Annotated in this window: 12 protein-coding genes; 10 read left to right on the forward strand and 2 right to left on the reverse strand. The window is 70.7% G+C overall.

The window, feature by feature from the left end:
* Positions 1-97: 97 nt before the first annotated feature.
* Genes CEK69_RS11510 through CEK69_RS11520 form a run of 3 tightly spaced genes read left to right on the forward strand, consistent with a single transcriptional unit; the run spans position 98 to position 7,296 of the window.
* Positions 98-5,446 carry a DNA repair ATPase gene (locus tag CEK69_RS11510; RefSeq protein WP_152245693.1) on the forward strand — a complete coding sequence of 1,783 codons (5,349 nt, stop codon included), beginning with the start codon at positions 98-100 and terminating at the stop codon, positions 5,444-5,446.
* Entirely contained in the window at positions 5,443-6,156 is a 714-nt protein-coding gene (locus CEK69_RS11515) for a hypothetical protein (protein ID WP_226975133.1), read from the forward strand. Before CEK69_RS11510 ends, CEK69_RS11515 begins: the two co-directional genes overlap by 4 nt.
* 42 nt (positions 6,157-6,198) lie before the next feature.
* Complete coding sequence (locus CEK69_RS11520) at positions 6,199-7,296, forward strand: toxic anion resistance protein (RefSeq protein ID WP_226975134.1); 1,098 nt, start codon at positions 6,199-6,201, stop codon at positions 7,294-7,296.
* Between the two features lie 163 nt (positions 7,297-7,459).
* On the opposite strand, the gene CEK69_RS11525 is transcribed toward CEK69_RS11520, so the two are convergent.
* A complete protein-coding gene (locus CEK69_RS11525) occupies positions 7,460-8,362 on the reverse strand; it encodes a LysR family transcriptional regulator (RefSeq protein WP_152245697.1) in 903 nt (300 codons plus the stop codon).
* A gap of 97 nt (positions 8,363-8,459) precedes the next feature.
* Between CEK69_RS11525 and trpB the strand changes: the two genes are divergently transcribed.
* The 5 genes from trpB (at position 8,460) to CEK69_RS11550 (ending at position 14,395) form a co-directional block, all read left to right on the forward strand.
* Complete coding sequence (gene trpB, locus CEK69_RS11530; protein ID WP_017917761.1) at positions 8,460-9,677, forward strand: tryptophan synthase subunit beta; 1,218 nt, start codon at positions 8,460-8,462, stop codon at positions 9,675-9,677.
* Positions 9,678-9,822: 145 nt separating this feature from the next.
* On the forward strand, positions 9,823-10,626 hold the full coding sequence (gene trpA, locus CEK69_RS11535; protein ID WP_152180897.1) for a tryptophan synthase subunit alpha: 804 nt from the start codon (positions 9,823-9,825) through the stop codon (positions 10,624-10,626).
* Positions 10,627-10,965: 339 nt separating this feature from the next.
* The gene (accD, locus tag CEK69_RS11540) at positions 10,966-11,853 is read left to right on the forward strand and encodes an acetyl-CoA carboxylase, carboxyltransferase subunit beta (RefSeq protein WP_017909810.1); all 888 of its coding nucleotides are present in this window, start codon (positions 10,966-10,968) and stop codon (positions 11,851-11,853) included.
* A gap of 142 nt (positions 11,854-11,995) precedes the next feature.
* A complete protein-coding gene (glmM, locus tag CEK69_RS11545) occupies positions 11,996-13,339 on the forward strand; it encodes a phosphoglucosamine mutase (protein WP_152245699.1) in 1,344 nt (447 codons plus the stop codon).
* Positions 13,340-13,456: 117 nt separating this feature from the next.
* Positions 13,457-14,395, forward strand: coding sequence for a 2-oxoglutarate and iron-dependent oxygenase domain-containing protein (locus tag CEK69_RS11550; RefSeq protein WP_152245701.1), 939 nt, complete (start codon positions 13,457-13,459; stop codon positions 14,393-14,395).
* 128 nt (positions 14,396-14,523) lie between these two features.
* Here CEK69_RS11550 and CEK69_RS11555 read toward each other — a convergent pair whose 3' ends face one another.
* A complete protein-coding gene (locus CEK69_RS11555) occupies positions 14,524-15,324 on the reverse strand; it encodes an SDR family NAD(P)-dependent oxidoreductase (RefSeq protein ID WP_152245703.1) in 801 nt (266 codons plus the stop codon).
* Between the two features lie 112 nt (positions 15,325-15,436).
* Between CEK69_RS11555 and tpiA the strand changes: the two genes are divergently transcribed.
* Together tpiA and secG are read left to right on the forward strand one after the other, a co-directional pair.
* Positions 15,437-16,198: a triose-phosphate isomerase gene (tpiA, locus tag CEK69_RS11560; protein WP_152245705.1), complete on the forward strand. Its 762-nt coding sequence runs from the start codon at positions 15,437-15,439 to the stop codon at positions 16,196-16,198.
* Positions 16,199-16,260: 62 nt separating this feature from the next.
* On the forward strand, positions 16,261-16,695 hold the full coding sequence (secG, locus tag CEK69_RS11565) for a preprotein translocase subunit SecG (protein ID WP_152245707.1): 435 nt from the start codon (positions 16,261-16,263) through the stop codon (positions 16,693-16,695).
* The last annotated feature ends 36 nt before the right edge of the window (positions 16,696-16,731 follow it).

Consider the following 16,731-nt stretch of genomic DNA (forward strand, 5'->3'; position numbering starts at 1 on the left):
GCGGCGCGCGGCCGGCGACGGTGGCGCGCCGCCGCAACCCGTGGCGGGCGCGCGGCGCGATGCGCCGATCCCCCGCAAGCCGGCAGGAGCCGCGACGATGGCAACACCCCCCCAACCCCAGACCGATCCCCAGCCCGAGGGCGACGCGCCCAGCCAGGTCGACCAGGCGGTCGCCCAGGGCGGCGCCTACGACGTGCTGCGCAAGCGCTTGGTCGAGCAGGGCGCGCGGCTGCAGGACGCGGTCGAGGCGCTCAACCGGCAGCGCCTGCAGGAGTTCGGCGACAGCCGTCTCGAGGTGGACGGCCGCTTCCGCATCCGCACCGAGCACAATTGCGTCGGCCGCGACATCGTGCAGGTCGGGCCGGACCTGCTGCTGTTCGGCTACAACGTGTTCCTCGGGCTCAAGAACCAGACCCGCGTGCAGGACGTGTTCGGGCTGTACCGGCTGGTCGAGGGCGCCGACGGCTACGACGTCAGCCCGATCGACCTGGCCGGCAGCTTCCTCGGCCAGGCCGGCTTCGTGCACGACTTCGGCGAGCTGTACGCCTACTACAAGCACGCGCGGCTGCTGCAACTGATCGTCATCGGCGGCAAGCTGCTGGCGGCGTTCCAGATCGGCGAGCGCAGCAGCGACGTGCGCGTGTTCCGCTGGGCGCAGGACAGCGACGGCGCGCTCACCTACATCGATGCGCGCGGCGAACGCGACATCGCGCTGCCGCCGCCGTTCGACTTCGAATGGACCCGCGCCACCCGCGAGATGGCGGTGAACGGGCGCCATTCGCATCTGAACATCCTCGATACCCTGTTCGTGGAGACCATCGGCGGCGATCTGACCATCAAGGTCGAGAACAACACCGAGACCGGGCAGGGCATCTACAGCGAACCGGTGGAGGACAAGACCCAGTCGCTGGACGATGCGCAGTTCGATTTCGCGCGGGTCGGCAGCCTGGTCCTGCTCAAGGTGCTGCCGTATCGCGAGACGCAGTGGCGCGGGCTGATCTACAACACGCTCAGCGGCCGCATCGTGCGCAACGACGCCATCGTGCAGGCCTGCGTGCAGCTGCCCGAGGACCACGGCATCATTTTTCCCGGCGGCTATTACCTGCAGAACGGCGATCACAAGGCGTTCGACGCGGCGATGGACGGGATGCAGTTCAAGCGCGCGATCCGCTCGCCCAACGGCGAGGACGTGCTGTACATCTTCTACGAGCGCGAGGGCGGCAAGTCCGCGCTGTTCGTCTACAACACCATCCGCCGCGCGCTGCAGAACCCGGTGTTCGGCCATGGCTATGCGTTGCTGCAGGACGGGCGCATGGTGCTGTTCCATGCCGAGGGCAGCGAGCCGACCCGGATCCATCCGATGCAGGTCTGGCAGACTCCCTTCAGCAGCGACGAATTCGCTGCCAGGCGCCCGCCGAGCAACACCTTCCTCGGCCGCATCGGCAATGCCGAACTGGTGCGCGGCATCTCCAGCCTGTTCGGGCTGGCGCGCGCGATCGACCGCGACGAGGTGTCGGTGCAGCGCTACCAGTTGCTGGTGGAGGACGCGCGGCGCCTGTTCGACGCGCACCATTGGCTGGAGGACGCGCACTGCGGCGACCTGGCCGGCGTGCTGCGCGGCATCAGCGCCACCGGCGAGGCGGTGCTGGACGAATACGAAAAGGTGCTGTCGATCCGCCAGCAGTCCGACCAGGCGATGGCCGAGGCCACGGCCGCGCACAAGGCGCTGCTGGCGCGGCTGCAGCCGGAGAACTGGAATAGCATCCAGGAGTTCGTCGAACCGCTCAACGCCATCGCCGCACAGCGCGGCCATCTGCTGACCATCCGCGAGTACCGCTACATCGACACCGATGCGATCGATGCGATGGGCGCGACGCTGCAGCAGGCCCACGACACGGTCGGCGCCGCCACCGGGCGTTTCCTCGGCAGCGAAAGCGCGCTGGCGCCGTTGCACGCGCGCCTGGCCGAGCTGGACGCGGCGGCGCAGGCGGCGGCGACCGCGCGCGCGCTGTCCGAGCAGGTGCAGGCGATGCGGGCGATGTCGGCCGACCTGGACCTGCTGTCGGAACTGATGGCCGGGCTCAAGGTCGACGACGCCACCGAGCGCACCCGCGTGGTCGAGGCCCTGTCCGAAGTCTATGCGCGGCTCAACCAGGCGCGCGCGCGTGCCGAGCAGCGCCGCAAGAGCCTGGGTTCGGCCGAGACCGTGGCCCAGTTCGGTGCGCAGTTCGCGCTGTTCGGCCAAGCAATCACCAGCGCGCTGGCGCTGTCCACCGATCCCGAGCGCGCCGACGAGCAACTGTCGCGGCTGATGGTGCAACTGGAGGAACTGGAGAGCCAGTTCGGCGAGCACGAGCAGTTCCTCGGCGACATCCTCAGCAAACGCGAGGAACTGGTCGAGGCGTTCGAGACGCACAAGCAGGCCTTGCTCGACGACCGCCAGCGCAAGGCGCGCTCCTTGCTGGACGCGGCCTCGCGCATCCTCGACGGCCTGCCGCGGCGCACCGAGCGCTTCGCCAACGCCGACGAACTCAACGCCTTCTTCGCCGGCGACCCGCTGATTCTCAAGCTGCGCGAGCTGGCCGAGCGGCTGCGCGGCTACCGCGACAGCGTCAAGGCCGACGACGTCGAGGCGCGGCTGAAGGGCGTGCGCGACCAGGCAGTGCGCGCGCTGCGCGACCGCAGCGAGCTGTTCGAGGCCGGCGGCAACGTGGTGCGGCTGGGTCCGCGGCACCGCTTCAGCGTCAACACGCAAGCACTGGACCTGACCCTGCTGCCGCGCGAGGACGGACTGGCGCTGCATCTGACCGGCACCGACTACCTGGAGCCGCTGCAGGACGCCGCACTGGACGCCACCCGCGCCTACTGGCAGGTGACGCTGGATTCGGAATCGCCCACGCTGTACCGCGGCGAATACCTGGCCGGGCGCATGCTGGAAGCGGCGCTGGCGGGCGAGGAGGGGCTGAGCCTGGATGCGCTGGCGCAACTGGCGGCCACACCCGACGCGCTGGCGCGCAGCGTGCGCGACTTCGCCGCGCCGCGCTACCGCGAGGGCTACGAGCGCGGCATCCACGACCACGACGCCACGCGCATCCTGCAGGCGCTGCTGCCCTTGCAGCAGGCCGCGGGCACGCTGATGCACGCCCCGGCCGCGCGCGCGCTGGCGCTGGCGTTCTGGGCCGAACGCCAGCGCGAGGAGGAGGTGGCCGCGTGGGTCGCGCGCCAGGCCGGCGCCGATGCGATCGCGCGCCTGTTCGGCGCGCGTGACGGCCGCGACGCGCTGCAGGCCGAGATGGCACAGGCCATGCACCGCTTCGCTGAGGACGCGGGGCTTGCGTTCGATGCCGCCCAGGCGCGGGCGGCCGCCGCCTACCTGGCGGCCGAACTGGCGCAGGGCGAACCGACTTTTCCGTTCAGCCGGCATGCGCGGGAACTGCTCGATGCGCTGCATGCGCGGTTGGCCGAGGCCGGGCTGCGCGAGCAGTTCGAGCAAGGCCTGGAACGCGTGCGCGGCAAGCTCGGCGCCGCCTGGACGCAGGCCAGCCAGTGGGTGCAGGGCCTGTGCCACGATCCGCGCTTCGCGGTCCACGCCGGCTACGCGCCCGAGGCGGTGGCGATCGCGCTACTGGCGCCGCGGCTGCGCAGCCGCGCCAGCGAGGTGGCGTTGATGGCCACGGTGGAGGGCCTGCTCGGCGAACATCCGCGCATCGAAGGCGGGCGCCTGCGCCTGGCCATCGACGATTTCCTGGCGCGCCTGCGCCACCACGAGCAGGTGTTCGTGCCCGGCTTCCGCCAGTACCAGGCACTGCGCCAGCAGGTCATCGCCCGCGAGCGCGAGCAGTTGCGCCTGTCCGAGTTTAAGCCGCGGCCGCTGTCCTCGTTCGTGCGCAACAAGCTGATCAATGAGGTCTACCTGGGCGTGATCGGCGACAACCTGGCCAAGCAGATGGGCACGGTCGGCGAGAACAAGCGCAGCGACCTGATGGGCATGCTGATGCTGATCTCGCCGCCCGGCTACGGCAAGACCACGCTGATGGAGTACGTCGCCAGCCGGCTCGGCCTGGTCTTCATGAAGATCAATGGTCCCGCGCTGGGCCACGCGGTGCGCTCGCTGGATCCGGCGCAGGCGCCGGACGCCACCGCGCGACAGGAATTGCTCAAGCTCAATCTCGCGCTGGAGATGGGCAACAACACCATGCTGTACGTCGACGACATCCAGCACATGCACCCGGAATTCCTGCAGAAGTTCATCTCGCTGTGCGACGGCACGCGCCGCATCGAGGGCGTGTGGAAGGGGCGCACGCGCACCTACGACATGCGCGGCAAGAAGTTCTGCGTGGTGATGGCCGGCAATCCGTACACCGAGTCCGGCGAGGTGTTCAAGATTCCGGACATGCTCGCCAACCGCGCCGACATCTACAACCTGGGCGACGTGCTCGGCGGCATGGAGGAGGCGTTCCTGCTCAGCTACATCGAGAACGCGCTCACCTCCAATCCGGTGCTCGCGCCGCTGGCCACGCGCGAGCTGGCGGATCTGTACCTGCTGGTGGATCGCGCGCGCGGCAAGGAGATCTCCAGCAACGCGCTCAGCCATGCCTACAGCGGCGCGGAGATCAACGAGATCGTGGCCACGCTGCAGCGCCTGCTGCGCGTGCGCGAGGTGGTGTACAAGGTCAACCAGCAGTACATCGCCAGCGCTGCGCAGGACGATCGCTACCGCACCGAGCCGCCGTTCCGGCTGCAGGGCAGCTACCGCAACATGAACAAGCTGGCGGAGAAGGTCTCGCCGGTGATGAACGAGGCCGAGTTGCAGCAGCTGATCTCCGACCACTACCTGGGCGAGGCGCAACTGCTGACCAGCGGCGCCGAGGAGAACCTGCTCAAGCTGGCCGAGTTGCGCGGCGCGATGGGCGCCGAGGAACAGGCGCGCTGGGACCAGATCAAGCGCGACTTCCTGCGCAACAAGGCGATGGGCGCCGACGAGGCCGATGTCGGCGGGCGCATGGTGGCGCAGCTGGCGGACATCGCAGGCGGCCTGCAGGGGCTGCGTGCCGAGCCGAGTCCGGAACCGGCACGCTGGGAGCAACTTCTTGCGCTGCTGCGGCAGGTGCTGGCCGAACGCGAGCGCGAAGCGCCGCCCGCCACGCCTGTGATCACGCCGGCCGCGCCTGCGCCGACGGAAGCATCGGTCACGCCCGCGCTGCAGCCCTTGCTGGACGCACTCGCGCGCTCGCACGAGGGCCAGGCGCAGGCCGGGCAGGCGCTGACCGCGCTGGCAGAGGCGCTGCGCGCGTCGTTGCGCGAGCCGTCCGCGCCGGAAGCGGAGCCGCGCGTGCGGCGGCCGCGCACGCTGGCCGAACGCCAGCTCGACGAAGCGCTGGCGCGGCATTTCTATGGCGACGCGGGCGCCGCGCGCAGCGACGATCCCGAACCTGGCCCGGCGTGAGCACGCGCGCCGCTCCTGCGCTGCCCGAGCCGCCGGTGTCGCCGCCCGCGGCGAACGACGCGCAGGCCGCGTCCGGCTACGCGGCGCCGCTGCTGGAGGCGGTCGCACAGGCGCCGGCCGCGCGCGCCGCCGCGCCGGACGCCGGCGCGGCACTGGTGCAGGAGCTCGAGCGCATCCAGCACGCACTGCAGGCGCGCGATCCGCGGCGGATCCGCCGCGACAGCAGCCTGCTCGGCCGTCTGCTCGGCCGCGACCTGGAGCGCCAGGCCGAGGCCGAGACCCTGCAGGCGCAACTGGGCGTGGTCCTGTTGCGCGCCGATGCGCATGCCCAGGCGCTGCGGCACGCGGGCCAGGCATATGCCGAAAGCGCCGGCGTCGCCGAGGCCGGCGTGGCCGCGCTCGAGCGCTGGATCGCCGCGGCGCCGACGCCCGACCCGGCGTTGGCGCAGGCCTGGAACCAGCGACTCGACCACTTGCGCCGCCTCGCCGCCGCCTGGCGCCTGGAAGCGGCGCAATGGCGGTTGCTGCAACAGCAGGGCGAGGACCTGCTGCAACGCTACAGGAACATCCGCGACGTGCTGCTGCCGGCTTGGCGCCAGGCCGCCGTCACGCCGCAGGCAGCGCAGGGCAGGGACCACGTGGCCCGCGCCGCACAGGCGCAGCAACACATCCTGGCCGAATTGCAGGCCATGCGGGCTAGACTGCGCTGAGCCTGCGCCGCCGCCGCGAATCGCTATCGAAGGAGAGCCATGATGACCCAGGAACACCCGCTGACGCCGCAGAGCCTGCCGCTGCAACCCGACGAAGCCGAGCTCAAGGCGCTCGGCCTGGTGCCGGACGATCGTGCGCAGATCGCCGCGCTGGCGCAGGGCCTGCGCGAACTCACGCCCGGCAGCCTGCACCTGTTCGGCACCGAGGTCGCCGCGCAGACCGCCGCGTTCTCCAGCCAGTTGCTGGACCAGGTCCGCAACCGCGACCTGGAGGCCAGCGGCGACAAGCTCGGCGAAGTGGTGCGGATCGCGCGCGCGCTCAAGCTCGACCAGCTCGGCGAGCGCTCGCGGGTGCCGCTGATCGGCGGCCTGATCGATCGCCTGCGCGCGTCCAAGGACGAACTGGTGCAGAAGTTCAGCGACACCAACCGGCAGATCGAACAACTGCTGCGCGACGTCGGCGCGCAGCAGGCCAACCTCGGCCAGCGCGTGGGCGAATTCGACCGCATGCACCAGATGGTGCAGGCCGAGCGCCGCGAACTGGGCCTGCACGTCGCTGCCGGCAAGCTGCGCCTGGCCGAACTGCAGCAACAGCACCTGGCGCTGGCGGGTCAGGACGATCCGCAGGCGCGCGGCCAGCGCGCCGAGATCGACACCGCCCTGCGCCTGCTCGACAAGCGCGTCGGCGACCTGCAGGTGATGCAGCACGCGGCCGAGCAGGCGCTGCCGATGATCCGGCTGATTCAGGCCAACACGCTGCAACTGATCGAGAAGTTCAATACCGTCCGCGACATCACCATCCCGTCGTGGAAGCGCCAGTTCGCGATCCAGCTGTCGCTGCACGAGCAGCAGAACGCGGCGGCGCTGTCCAACGCCATCGACGATGCCACCAACGACATCATGCGCCGCAACGCCGACCTGCTGCGGCAGGCCTCGGTGGACACGGCGCGCGCCAACCAACGCGCGGTGATCGACATGGACACGCTGCGCCACGTGCACGAGCAACTGATCGCCACGGTGGAGGAGGTGCGCGAGATCCACCGCGACGGCATGCAGCAGCGGCGCGCCGCCGAGGTCGAGCTGAGCCGGCTGCGCGACGACCTGCAGCGGCGCCTGGCCGCGCCGGCGCAGCCGGGCTGACGCGCGCGCCCGCCGATGGGCGCTCGACGCCCCACCCACCCATGTAGAGCGGCTTCAGCCGCGACAGACACCTCCACTCCCGCGCACGCCAGGCGTCGCGGCCAAGCGTCCTGTACAGCGCGGTTGCGCCGCGAATTGCCAGCGAACTGGCCAGGCAATACGCCTAACCGCGATCCTCCCGCAACTCGCCGGCCAACCACCCGGCCAACGCCTCCACCCGTGGATCCTGCTGCTCCCGCCGCGCGCACAGCGCCCACTGCCCGCCGGTGTCGACGAAGCCCCACGGCGCCAGCAGGCGGCCATTGGCCAGGTCGTCGGCGACCAGCGGCTGCGGCGCGATCGCCACGCCGATTCCGGCCAGCGCCGCTTCCAGCAGGTAGTACAGGTGTTCAAAGCCGGTGCCATAGCGCAACTGCGCCGGCGCCAGGCCTTGCGCCTCGGCCCAGGCCGGCCAGGCCTGCGGGCGCGACACCGTATGCAGCAGCGGCAGTCCCTGCAGTGCCGCCGGCGCGGCCGTGGTCAGGGCCTGTGCCTGCGGCAGGGCCGGGCTGAGTACCGGGCCGATCCGCTCCGGCGCCAGCACGCGCACCTGCCAGTCCGCCGGCCATGGCGCCTGGCCCAGCAGCAGCGCCGCATCCAGGCCGTCCAGGTCGGCGGCGAAGTCGCCCTCGTGCGCGGACAGGTGCAGGGTCAGCGCCGGCAGGTCGCGCTGCAGCGCCTGCAGCCGCGGAATCATCCAGCGGGCGAGGATGCTGCCGGGGCAGCCCAGCACCAGCGCGGCCGGGCGCGATGGGCGGCGCAACTCCGCCACCGCGTCCTGCAACTGCGCGAAGGCGCTGCCGGCGGCCTCGCACAGGTGCGTGCCGGCGGCGGTCGGGCGGATGCCGCGGCCGTCGCGCTGCAGCAGCGGCAGCCCCAGTTCCTGCTCCAGCAGCCGCACCTGACGGCTCACCGCGCCATGGGTGACATGCAGTTCCGCCGCCGCGGCGCCGACGCTGCGCAGCCGCGCGGCGGCCTCGAACGCACGCAGGGCGTTGAGCGAGGGCAGGCGGCGCGTGCTGGTCATGTGAGTTTTCCTGACGGATTGCGTCAGACTTTATCGGTTTTTCTGTGGGAACGTGTGCGCTAAAGTGCAGGCCTGTCCTGTTGCCCCCGGTTGCGCCATGTCCTCTGTCCCCGTCAGCGACTTCCACGCCTATCCCGACGCCGCCGGCCATTTCGGCCGCTACGGCGGCCGTTTCGTCGCCGAGACCCTGATCGGCCCGCTGCAGGAGCTGGCCGCGGCCTACGACGCCGCGCGCCAGGATCCGGCCTTCATCGCCGCCTACGACAAGGACCTGACCCACTACGTCGGCCGGCCCAGTCCGATCTACCACGCCGAGCGGCTCAGCCGCGAAGTCGGCGGCGCGCAGATCCTGCTCAAGCGCGAGGACCTGAACCACACCGGCGCGCACAAGATCAACAACACCATCGGCCAGGCGCTGCTGGCCAGCCGCATGGGCAAGACCCGCATCATCGCCGAGACCGGCGCCGGCCAGCACGGCGTGGCCAGCGCCACGGTGGCCGCGCGGCTGGGCCTGGAGTGCGTGGTGTACATGGGCGCCACCGACATCGAGCGGCAGAAGATCAACGTCTACCGGATGAAGCTGCTCGGCGCCACGGTGGTGCCGGTGCATTCCGGCTCGGCCACGCTCAAGGACGCGCTCAACGAGGCGATGCGCGATTGGGTGACCAACGTGCAGGACACTTTCTACATCATCGGCACCGTCGCCGGCCCCGATCCTTACCCGCGCATGGTGCGCGACTTCAACGCCATCGTCGGCCGCGAGGCGCGCGCGCAGATGCTGGCCGACTACGGCCGCCTGCCGGATGCGATCAGCGCCTGCGTCGGCGGCGGCAGCAACGCCATCGGCCTGTTCCATGCCTTCCTCAACGACGCCTCGGTGAAGATCTACGGTGCCGAGGCCGCCGGCGACGGCATCGGCAGCGGCCGCCATGCCGCCTCGATCGCCGCCGGCCGCCCCGGCGTGCTGCACGGCAACCGCACCTACGTGATCTGCGACGACGACGGCCAGATCGTCGAGACCCACTCGGTGTCCGCCGGCCTGGACTACCCGGGCGTGGGCCCGGAGCACGCGTTCCTGGCCGACAGCGGCCGCGCCACCTACCAGGGCATCACCGACGACGAGGCGCTGGCCGCGTTCCACCTGCTGGCGCATACCGAAGGCATCCTCGCCGCGCTGGAGTCCAGCCATGCCGTGGCGCAGTCGATCAAGCTGGCGCGCGAACTGCCCAAGGACGCGCTGGTGCTGTGCAACCTGTCCGGCCGCGGCGACAAGGACGTGCACACCATCGCCGCGCGCGAAGGACTGACGCTGTAACGCCTTGCCCTTCTCCTTCGGGAGAAGGTGGCGCGAAGCGCCGGATGCGGGTGCGGGCGCAGCCCTGTACTCACAGTCCGCACCGCTTCGCCTCTTCCCCTCACCCAACCCCTCTCCCGGTGGGAGAGGGGCGCATAGGTCCCCCATGAACCGCCTCGCCGACACCTTCGCCCGACTCGATGCCCAAGGCCGCAAGGCCCTGATCCCCTTCCTCACCGCCGGCGATCCGTCGCTGGAGGCGACCGTGCCGGCGATGCATGCGCTGGTCGAGGCCGGTGCCGACGTGATCGAGCTGGGCGTGCCGTTCTCCGACCCGATGGCCGATGGCCCGACCATCCAGCGCAGCTCCGAGCGCGCGCTGGCGCGCGGCGCCGGCCTGCGCTACGTGCTGGAGACGGTCAGCGCGTTCCGCCGCGACGACGCCACCACGCCGGTGGTGTTGATGGGCTACCTCAACCCGGTGGAGATCCACGGCACCGCGCGCTTCGCCGAGGAAGCGGTGGCGGCCGGCGTGGACGGCGTGCTGCTGGTCGATCTGCCGCCGGAGGAGTCGGCCGAGACCCTGACGGTCTTCGCCGACGCCGGTCTGGACCTGATCGTGCTGGCCTCGCCGACCACCAGCGATGCGCGCATCGCCCTGTTGTGCGAGGCGGCGCGCGGCTATCTGTACTACGTCAGCTTCGCCGGCGTGACCGGCGCCGACCGGCTGGATACCCGTGCCGCCGGCGATCGCCTGCGCCAGTTGCGCGCGCGCTGCCCGGTGCCGGTGGTGGCCGGCTTCGGCATCAAGGACGCCGCCAGCGCCAAGGCCATGGCGGTCGATGCCGACGGCGTGGTGGTCGGCAGCGCGCTGGTCGCGGCGCTGGCCGAGGCCGGCAGCCCGCAGGCCGCGCGCGAGGCGGCCCTGGCGTTCCTGACGCCGCTGCGGCAGGCGCTGGACGCGGGCTGAGCCACGCCCGGTGTGTGTGCGAACGCCCGCCTTGCGCGGGCGTTCGCGTTTTGCCGCAATGCCGCAAATGTGGTGCGTGCGGATCATACGGTACATGCATCGTTGGTCGGACGGCGCGCGCCGTCGCTGGCCCCCGCTTGCGTGTCGACGGTGCGGGATGGCGGCGACGCTACCGCACGTCCCGCGTTGCGCGGCCGCAGCAGGCGTCCTGGCGGCAGCCGCGCCGGTACCGGCCGGCCTGGCCGCTCCATGCGCCACCGTCTGCAGGCCACCGGGGGACCGAGTTAGACTGTCGCCCCTCTGCGGCTCTCGCGGCCGCCCAATGGATCGTCACATCGCATGAGTTGGCTCAGCAAATTGATGCCTTCGGGCATCCGCACCGACAGCACGCCCAGCAAGAAGCGCAGCGTTCCCGAAGGCTTGTGGGAGAAGTGTCCCAACTGCAGCGCCGTGCTGTACCGGCCGGAGCTGGAGGAGAACCTGGAGGTGTGCCCGAAGTGCGGCCACCACATGGCGATCCGCGCGCGCGCGCGCCTGGCCGCGCTGTTCGACGCCGACACCGCGCCGACCGAGATCGGTGCGCGCCTGGGTCCGACCGACGCGCTCAAGTTCAAGGACCAGAAGAAGTACGGCGAGCGCATCAAGGCCTCACAGAAGAGCACCGGCGAATACGACGCGCTGGTGGCGATGCAGGGCCTGCTCAAGGGCCAGCCGCTGGTCGCCGCTTCGTTCGATTTCGCCTTCATGGGCGGCTCGATGGGCTCGGTGGTCGGCGAGCGCTTCGCCCTGGCCGCGGAGACCGCGCTGAAGATCGGCGCACCGTTCGTGTGCTTCTCCGCCAGCGGCGGCGCGCGCATGCAGGAAGGCCTGTTTTCGCTGATGCAGATGGCCAAGACCTCGGCCGCGCTCGGTCGCCTGCGCGAGGCCGGCCTGCCGTACGTGTCGGTGCTGACCCATCCCACCACCGGCGGCGTGTCGGCCAGCTTCGCCATGCTCGGCGACATCAACATCGCCGAGCCGTACGCGCTGATCGGCTTCGCCGGCCCGCGCGTGATCGAGCAGACCGTGCGCGAGACCCTGCCAGAAGGCTTCCAGCGCTCGGAATTCCTGCTCGAGCATGGCGCCATCGACCAGATCTGCGACCGCCGCGAACTGCGCGACCGCCTGTCCGAACTGCTGGCGCTGATGATGCGGCAGCCGGCCCCGGCGAAGAGCGAGGCGGCATGACGGCCGGGAATCGCGAATCGGGAATAGGGAATCGTGGTCGCGCGCGTGCGTTGCATCGCGCGGCAAGCCCGTGCTTGTCGCGATCCCTGGACGTCTCCGGCTGTTCCCGATTCCCGATTCTCCATTCCCGATTCCCCAGCGCATGAGTCAACGCAAATACTTCGGCACCGACGGCATCCGCGGCCGGGTCGGGCAGGGGGCGATTTCCGCCGATTTCGTGATGCGCCTGGGCAATGCGCTGGGCCGCGTGCTGGTCGCCGGCGGCACCGCGCGGCCGACCGTGGTGATCGGCAAGGACACGCGCATCTCCGGCTACATGTTCGAGTCGGCGCTGGAGGCCGGGCTGGTCGCGGCAGGCGCCAACGTGCAGTTGCTCGGGCCGATGCCGACTCCGGCGGTGGCGTTCCTCACGCGCACTCTCGGTGCCGACGCCGGCATCGTCATCAGCGCCTCGCACAATCCGCACTACGACAACGGCATCAAGTTCTTCTCCGCCCAAGGCGAGAAGCTCGATGACGCCACCGAGCAGGCGATCGAGGCCGCGCTGGACGCGCCGTTCGCCACGGTCGAGTCCGAGCGGCTGGGCAAGGCGATGCGCGCGCGCGAGGCGATCGGCCGCTACATCGAGTTCTGCAAGGCGAGCGTGCCGCGCGGCTTCGACCTGCGCGGGCTGAAACTGGTGCTGGACTGCGCGCACGGCGCGACCTACCACATCGCGCCGCTGCTGTTCCGCGAACTGGGCGCGGAGGTGATCGCGATCGGCGCCGCGCCGGACGGGCTCAACATCAACGCCGGCGTCGGCTCGATGCACATCGACAACCTCGCCGCCAACGTGCGCGAGCATGGCGCGCACCTGGGCATCGCCTTCGACGGCGACGGCGACCGCGTGCTGATGGCCGACGATCAGGGCAACCCGGTCGACGGCGACGGTCTGCTGTACGTGCTGGCCTGCGGTTGGCAGGCCAGCGGCCGCCTGCACGGCCCGGTAGTCGGCACGCTGATGACCAACTATGGCCTGGAACGGGCGCTGGCCGCGTTGCAGGTGCCGTTCCTGCGCGCCAAGGTCGGCGACCGCTACGTGCACCAGGCACTGGTGGAACAGGGCGGGGTGCTCGGCGGCGAGGCCTCCGGGCACATGCTGTGCCTGGACCGCGCCACCACCGGCGACGCCATCGTCAGCGCGCTGCAGGTGCTGGAAGTGCTCAAGCGCTCGCGGCAGACCCTGCGCCAGGCGCTGGCCGGGCTGCAGAAGGTGCCGCAGCAGACGATCAACGTGCGCCTGCAGCCGGGCGTGCGCCCGCTTGAGGCCGAGACCGTGAAGGCCGCGCTGACCGCGGCGCAGGCGGCGGTGCAGGGGCGCGGGCGCGCTTTCCTGCGCGCCTCCGGCACCGAACCGGTGGTGCGGGTCACGGTCGAGGCCGACGATGCCGCGTTGATGCGGCAGACCCTGGACGCCCTGGCCGAGGCGGTCCGTGACGCGGCGTGAGTCGATCGCCATTGCCCTCTTCGTGATCGTCGCCAAGGCGGTCACGTTCTACCTGCTGTATCGCCTGCTGCGCTGAGCGCGGCGTTTGCTTCCTCTCACGAGATGACGGTTCCTGCCATGACTGCGCGCATTCCCACCCTCGACATCACCCGTTTCGACACCGACCGCGAGGCCTTCGTCGCCGAGCTGGGCGCGGCCTACCGCGAGTGGGGCTTCGCCGGCATCCGCAACCACGGCATCGCCCAGGCGCAGATCGACGCGGCCTACGACGTGTTCAAGGCGTTCTTCGCCCTGCCCGAGGAGACCAAGCGCACCTACCACCTGCCCGGCAGCGGCGGCGCGCGCGGCTATACCGCCTTCGGCGTGGAGACCGCCAAGGACTCCAAGCACTTCGACCTGAAGGAGTTCTGGCACATCGGTCGCGAGATTTCCGACGACTCCCCGTACCGCGCGGTGATGCCGCCGAACCTGTGGCCGAGCGAGGTGCCTGGCTTCCGCACCCACGGCTACGGCCTGTACCAGGCGCTGGATGCGCTCGGCGCGCGCGTGCTGTCGGCGCTGGCCCTGCACATCGGCCTGCCCGAGCATTACTTCGTCGACAAGACCGATTCGGGCAACTCGATCCTGCGCCCGATCCACTACCCGCCGATCACCGCCGACAACATCCCCAACGTGCGCGCCGGCGCCCACGAGGACATCAACCTGATCACCCTGCTGGTCGGCGCCAGCGCCGCCGGCCTGGAAGTGAAGTCCAAGCAGGGCGAATGGGTGCCGTTCACCTCCGACGCCGACACCATCGTGGTCAACATCGGCGACATGCTGCAGCGCCTGACCAACCACGTGTATCCCTCGACCACCCATCGCGTGGTCAATCCCCCGGGCGAGCAGGCGCGCCAGCCGCGCTACTCGGTGCCGTTCTTCCTGCACCCGAACCCGGACTTCGTGATCGACGTGCTGCCGTCCTGCGTCAGCGCCGACAACCCCAGCCGCTATCCCGAGCCGATCACCGCGCAGGGGTATCTGGAAGAGCGGTTGCGCGAGATCAAGCTGAAGTAGCCGGGAATCGGGAGTCGGGAGTGGGGAATCGTTAAAAGCGGGTTTCCGTGGCCAGTATTGTCACAGGCATCCACCGGCTTGGAGGCGAGGCGTTTCCATTCCCGTTTCCCCATTCCCTATTCCCGGCCTCATTCCACACTTCTGATGCGATGCGAGCCCCGACCCATCATCCGCAGCAGCAGGGCATTAGGCAGTAGTGCCGTCAGGCCGAGCAGGGCGCGGTAGACCGCGCCGGGGACCACCCGGACCTTGCCGCGTTCGGCGCCGTCGATGCCGGCGCGGGCCACCGCGGCGGTCTGCAGCCAGAGCCAGCGCGGCAGGGCGTTCATCTGTTCGCGGGTGCCGGTGACGTCATGGAACTCGGACCAGGTGAAGCCGGGACACAGCGCGCAGACGCCGACGCCGCGGTCGGCGTTCTCCAGCGCCAGCGATTCGCTGAAGCGCAGCATGAAGCTCTTCGCCGCCGCGTACAGGGTGTGGCCATCGGCGCCGGGCACCAGGGCGGCGAACGAGGCGACGTTGAGGATGCGGCCGTGGCCGCTGGCGCGCAGCGCCGGCAGCAGCCGCCAGGTCAGTTCGCACACGGCGCCGACCATCACCTGCAGGAACGCCGCGTGCACCGCCCAGTCCTGGGCGATGTAGCGGCCGGGCACGCCGTACCCGGCGTTGTTGACCAGGATCCGCACCGCCAACCCGCGCCGTTCGATCTCGGCCACCAGCGCGGCTGGCGCGGCCGGATCGGCCAGGTCGGCGACCAGTACCTCCACCGGCACCTGCGGCCGCAGTTCGGCGGCCAGCGCCTGCAACTGCGTCTCGCGGCGCGCGCTCAGGATCAGCGGCACGCCGCGGCGGGCGTATTCGCGGGCGATCTCGCGGCCGATGCCGCTGGAGGCGCCGGTGATCAGGGCGTAGCCGGGAAGCTGGGTCATGACGGTCTCTGGGCGTGGAGCGGGCGGCGTGGCGCAGGGCGGGGCAGGGCGATGCCTGCCCTTGGCGGCGCATCGGCTATCCTCTCGGCACTTTTTCGCCGGAGATGCGCCGATGCGACGCAAGATCGTAGCCGGAAACTGGAAATTGCATGGCACCCGCCACTTCGCCGCCGACCTGGTGCGGGAGATCGTCGCCGGGCTGCACGAGGCCGAGCACGGCGTGGAGGTGGTGATCCTGCCGCCGCTGCCGTACCTGGGCGACCTGATCGAGCATTTCGAGGACCGGCTGCTGCGCTTCGGCGCGCAGGACGTCAGCAGCAACGAGAAGGGCGCCTACACCGGCGAGGTGTCGGCGGCGATGCTGGTCGACGTGGGCGCCGACTATGGCCTGGTCGGGCATTCGGAGCGGCGCCAGTACCACCAGGAAAGCAGCGAACTGGTCGCGCGCAAGTTCGCCGCCGCCCTGCACGCCGGGCTGGTGCCGATCCTGTGCGTGGGCGAGACCCTGGAGCAGCGCGAGGCCGGGCGGACCGAGGCGGTGATCGCCGCGCAGCTGGCGCCGGTGCTGGACCTGGTCGGCGCCGACGGCTTCGCCCGGGCCGTGGTGGCCTACGAGCCGGTCTGGGCGATCGGCACCGGCCGCACCGCCAGCCCGGCGCAGGCGCAGGCGGTGCACGCGTTCATCCGTGGCGAAGTGGCGGCGCGCGATGCTAGAATCGCGGATTCGTTGCCGATCCTGTATGGCGGCAGCGTCAAGCCCGACAACGCCGCCGAGCTGTTCGCGCAGCCGGATGTCGATGGCGGGCTGGTGGGCGGCGCCTCGCTGGTCGCCGCGGAATTCCTGGCCGTCGTGCGAGCGGCGGCCACCTGTTGAGCGAACGGCCGCCGCTGGCGGCCGTTCGTCCCCCAAGTCGTACTGTCCGGACGGATTTCGAAATGCTGATGGTCATCCTCAATGTGGTCTACGTGCTGGTGGCGATCGCGATGATCGCGCTGATCCTGATGCAACGCGGCGCCGGTGCGGCGGCGGGTTCCGGGTTCGGCGCCGGCGCGTCCGGCACCGTGTTCGGATCGCGCGGCGCGTCCAACTTCCTGTCCAAGTCGACCAAGTGGCTGGCGGTGGTGTTCTTCGCCATCAGCCTGTTCATGGCCTGGTACGCCGGCCACAGCGCGCGTCCGGCCGACGCCAATCTGGGCGTGATGTCGCAGTCGGCCACCCCGGCGCCGGCTGCGCCGGCCGGCGAACTGCAGGTCCCGCAGGCGCCGTCGGCCGCCGCCGCGGCGCCGGCTGCCCCCGCCGCCGCCCCGGCCGCCCAGCAGGCGCCGGAAAAAGCGCAAGAAAAGTCGCCTGCCCCGTCGCAGAAAGACTGAAGGCGGTTACAATATGCTGCGCGGCGGGATTGCCGC

Origin of the sequence: Xanthomonas sp. LMG 12462 (assembly GCF_009192885.1) — a bacterium.
Classification (GTDB): Bacteria; Pseudomonadota; Gammaproteobacteria; order Xanthomonadales; family Xanthomonadaceae; genus Xanthomonas_A; species Xanthomonas_A sontii.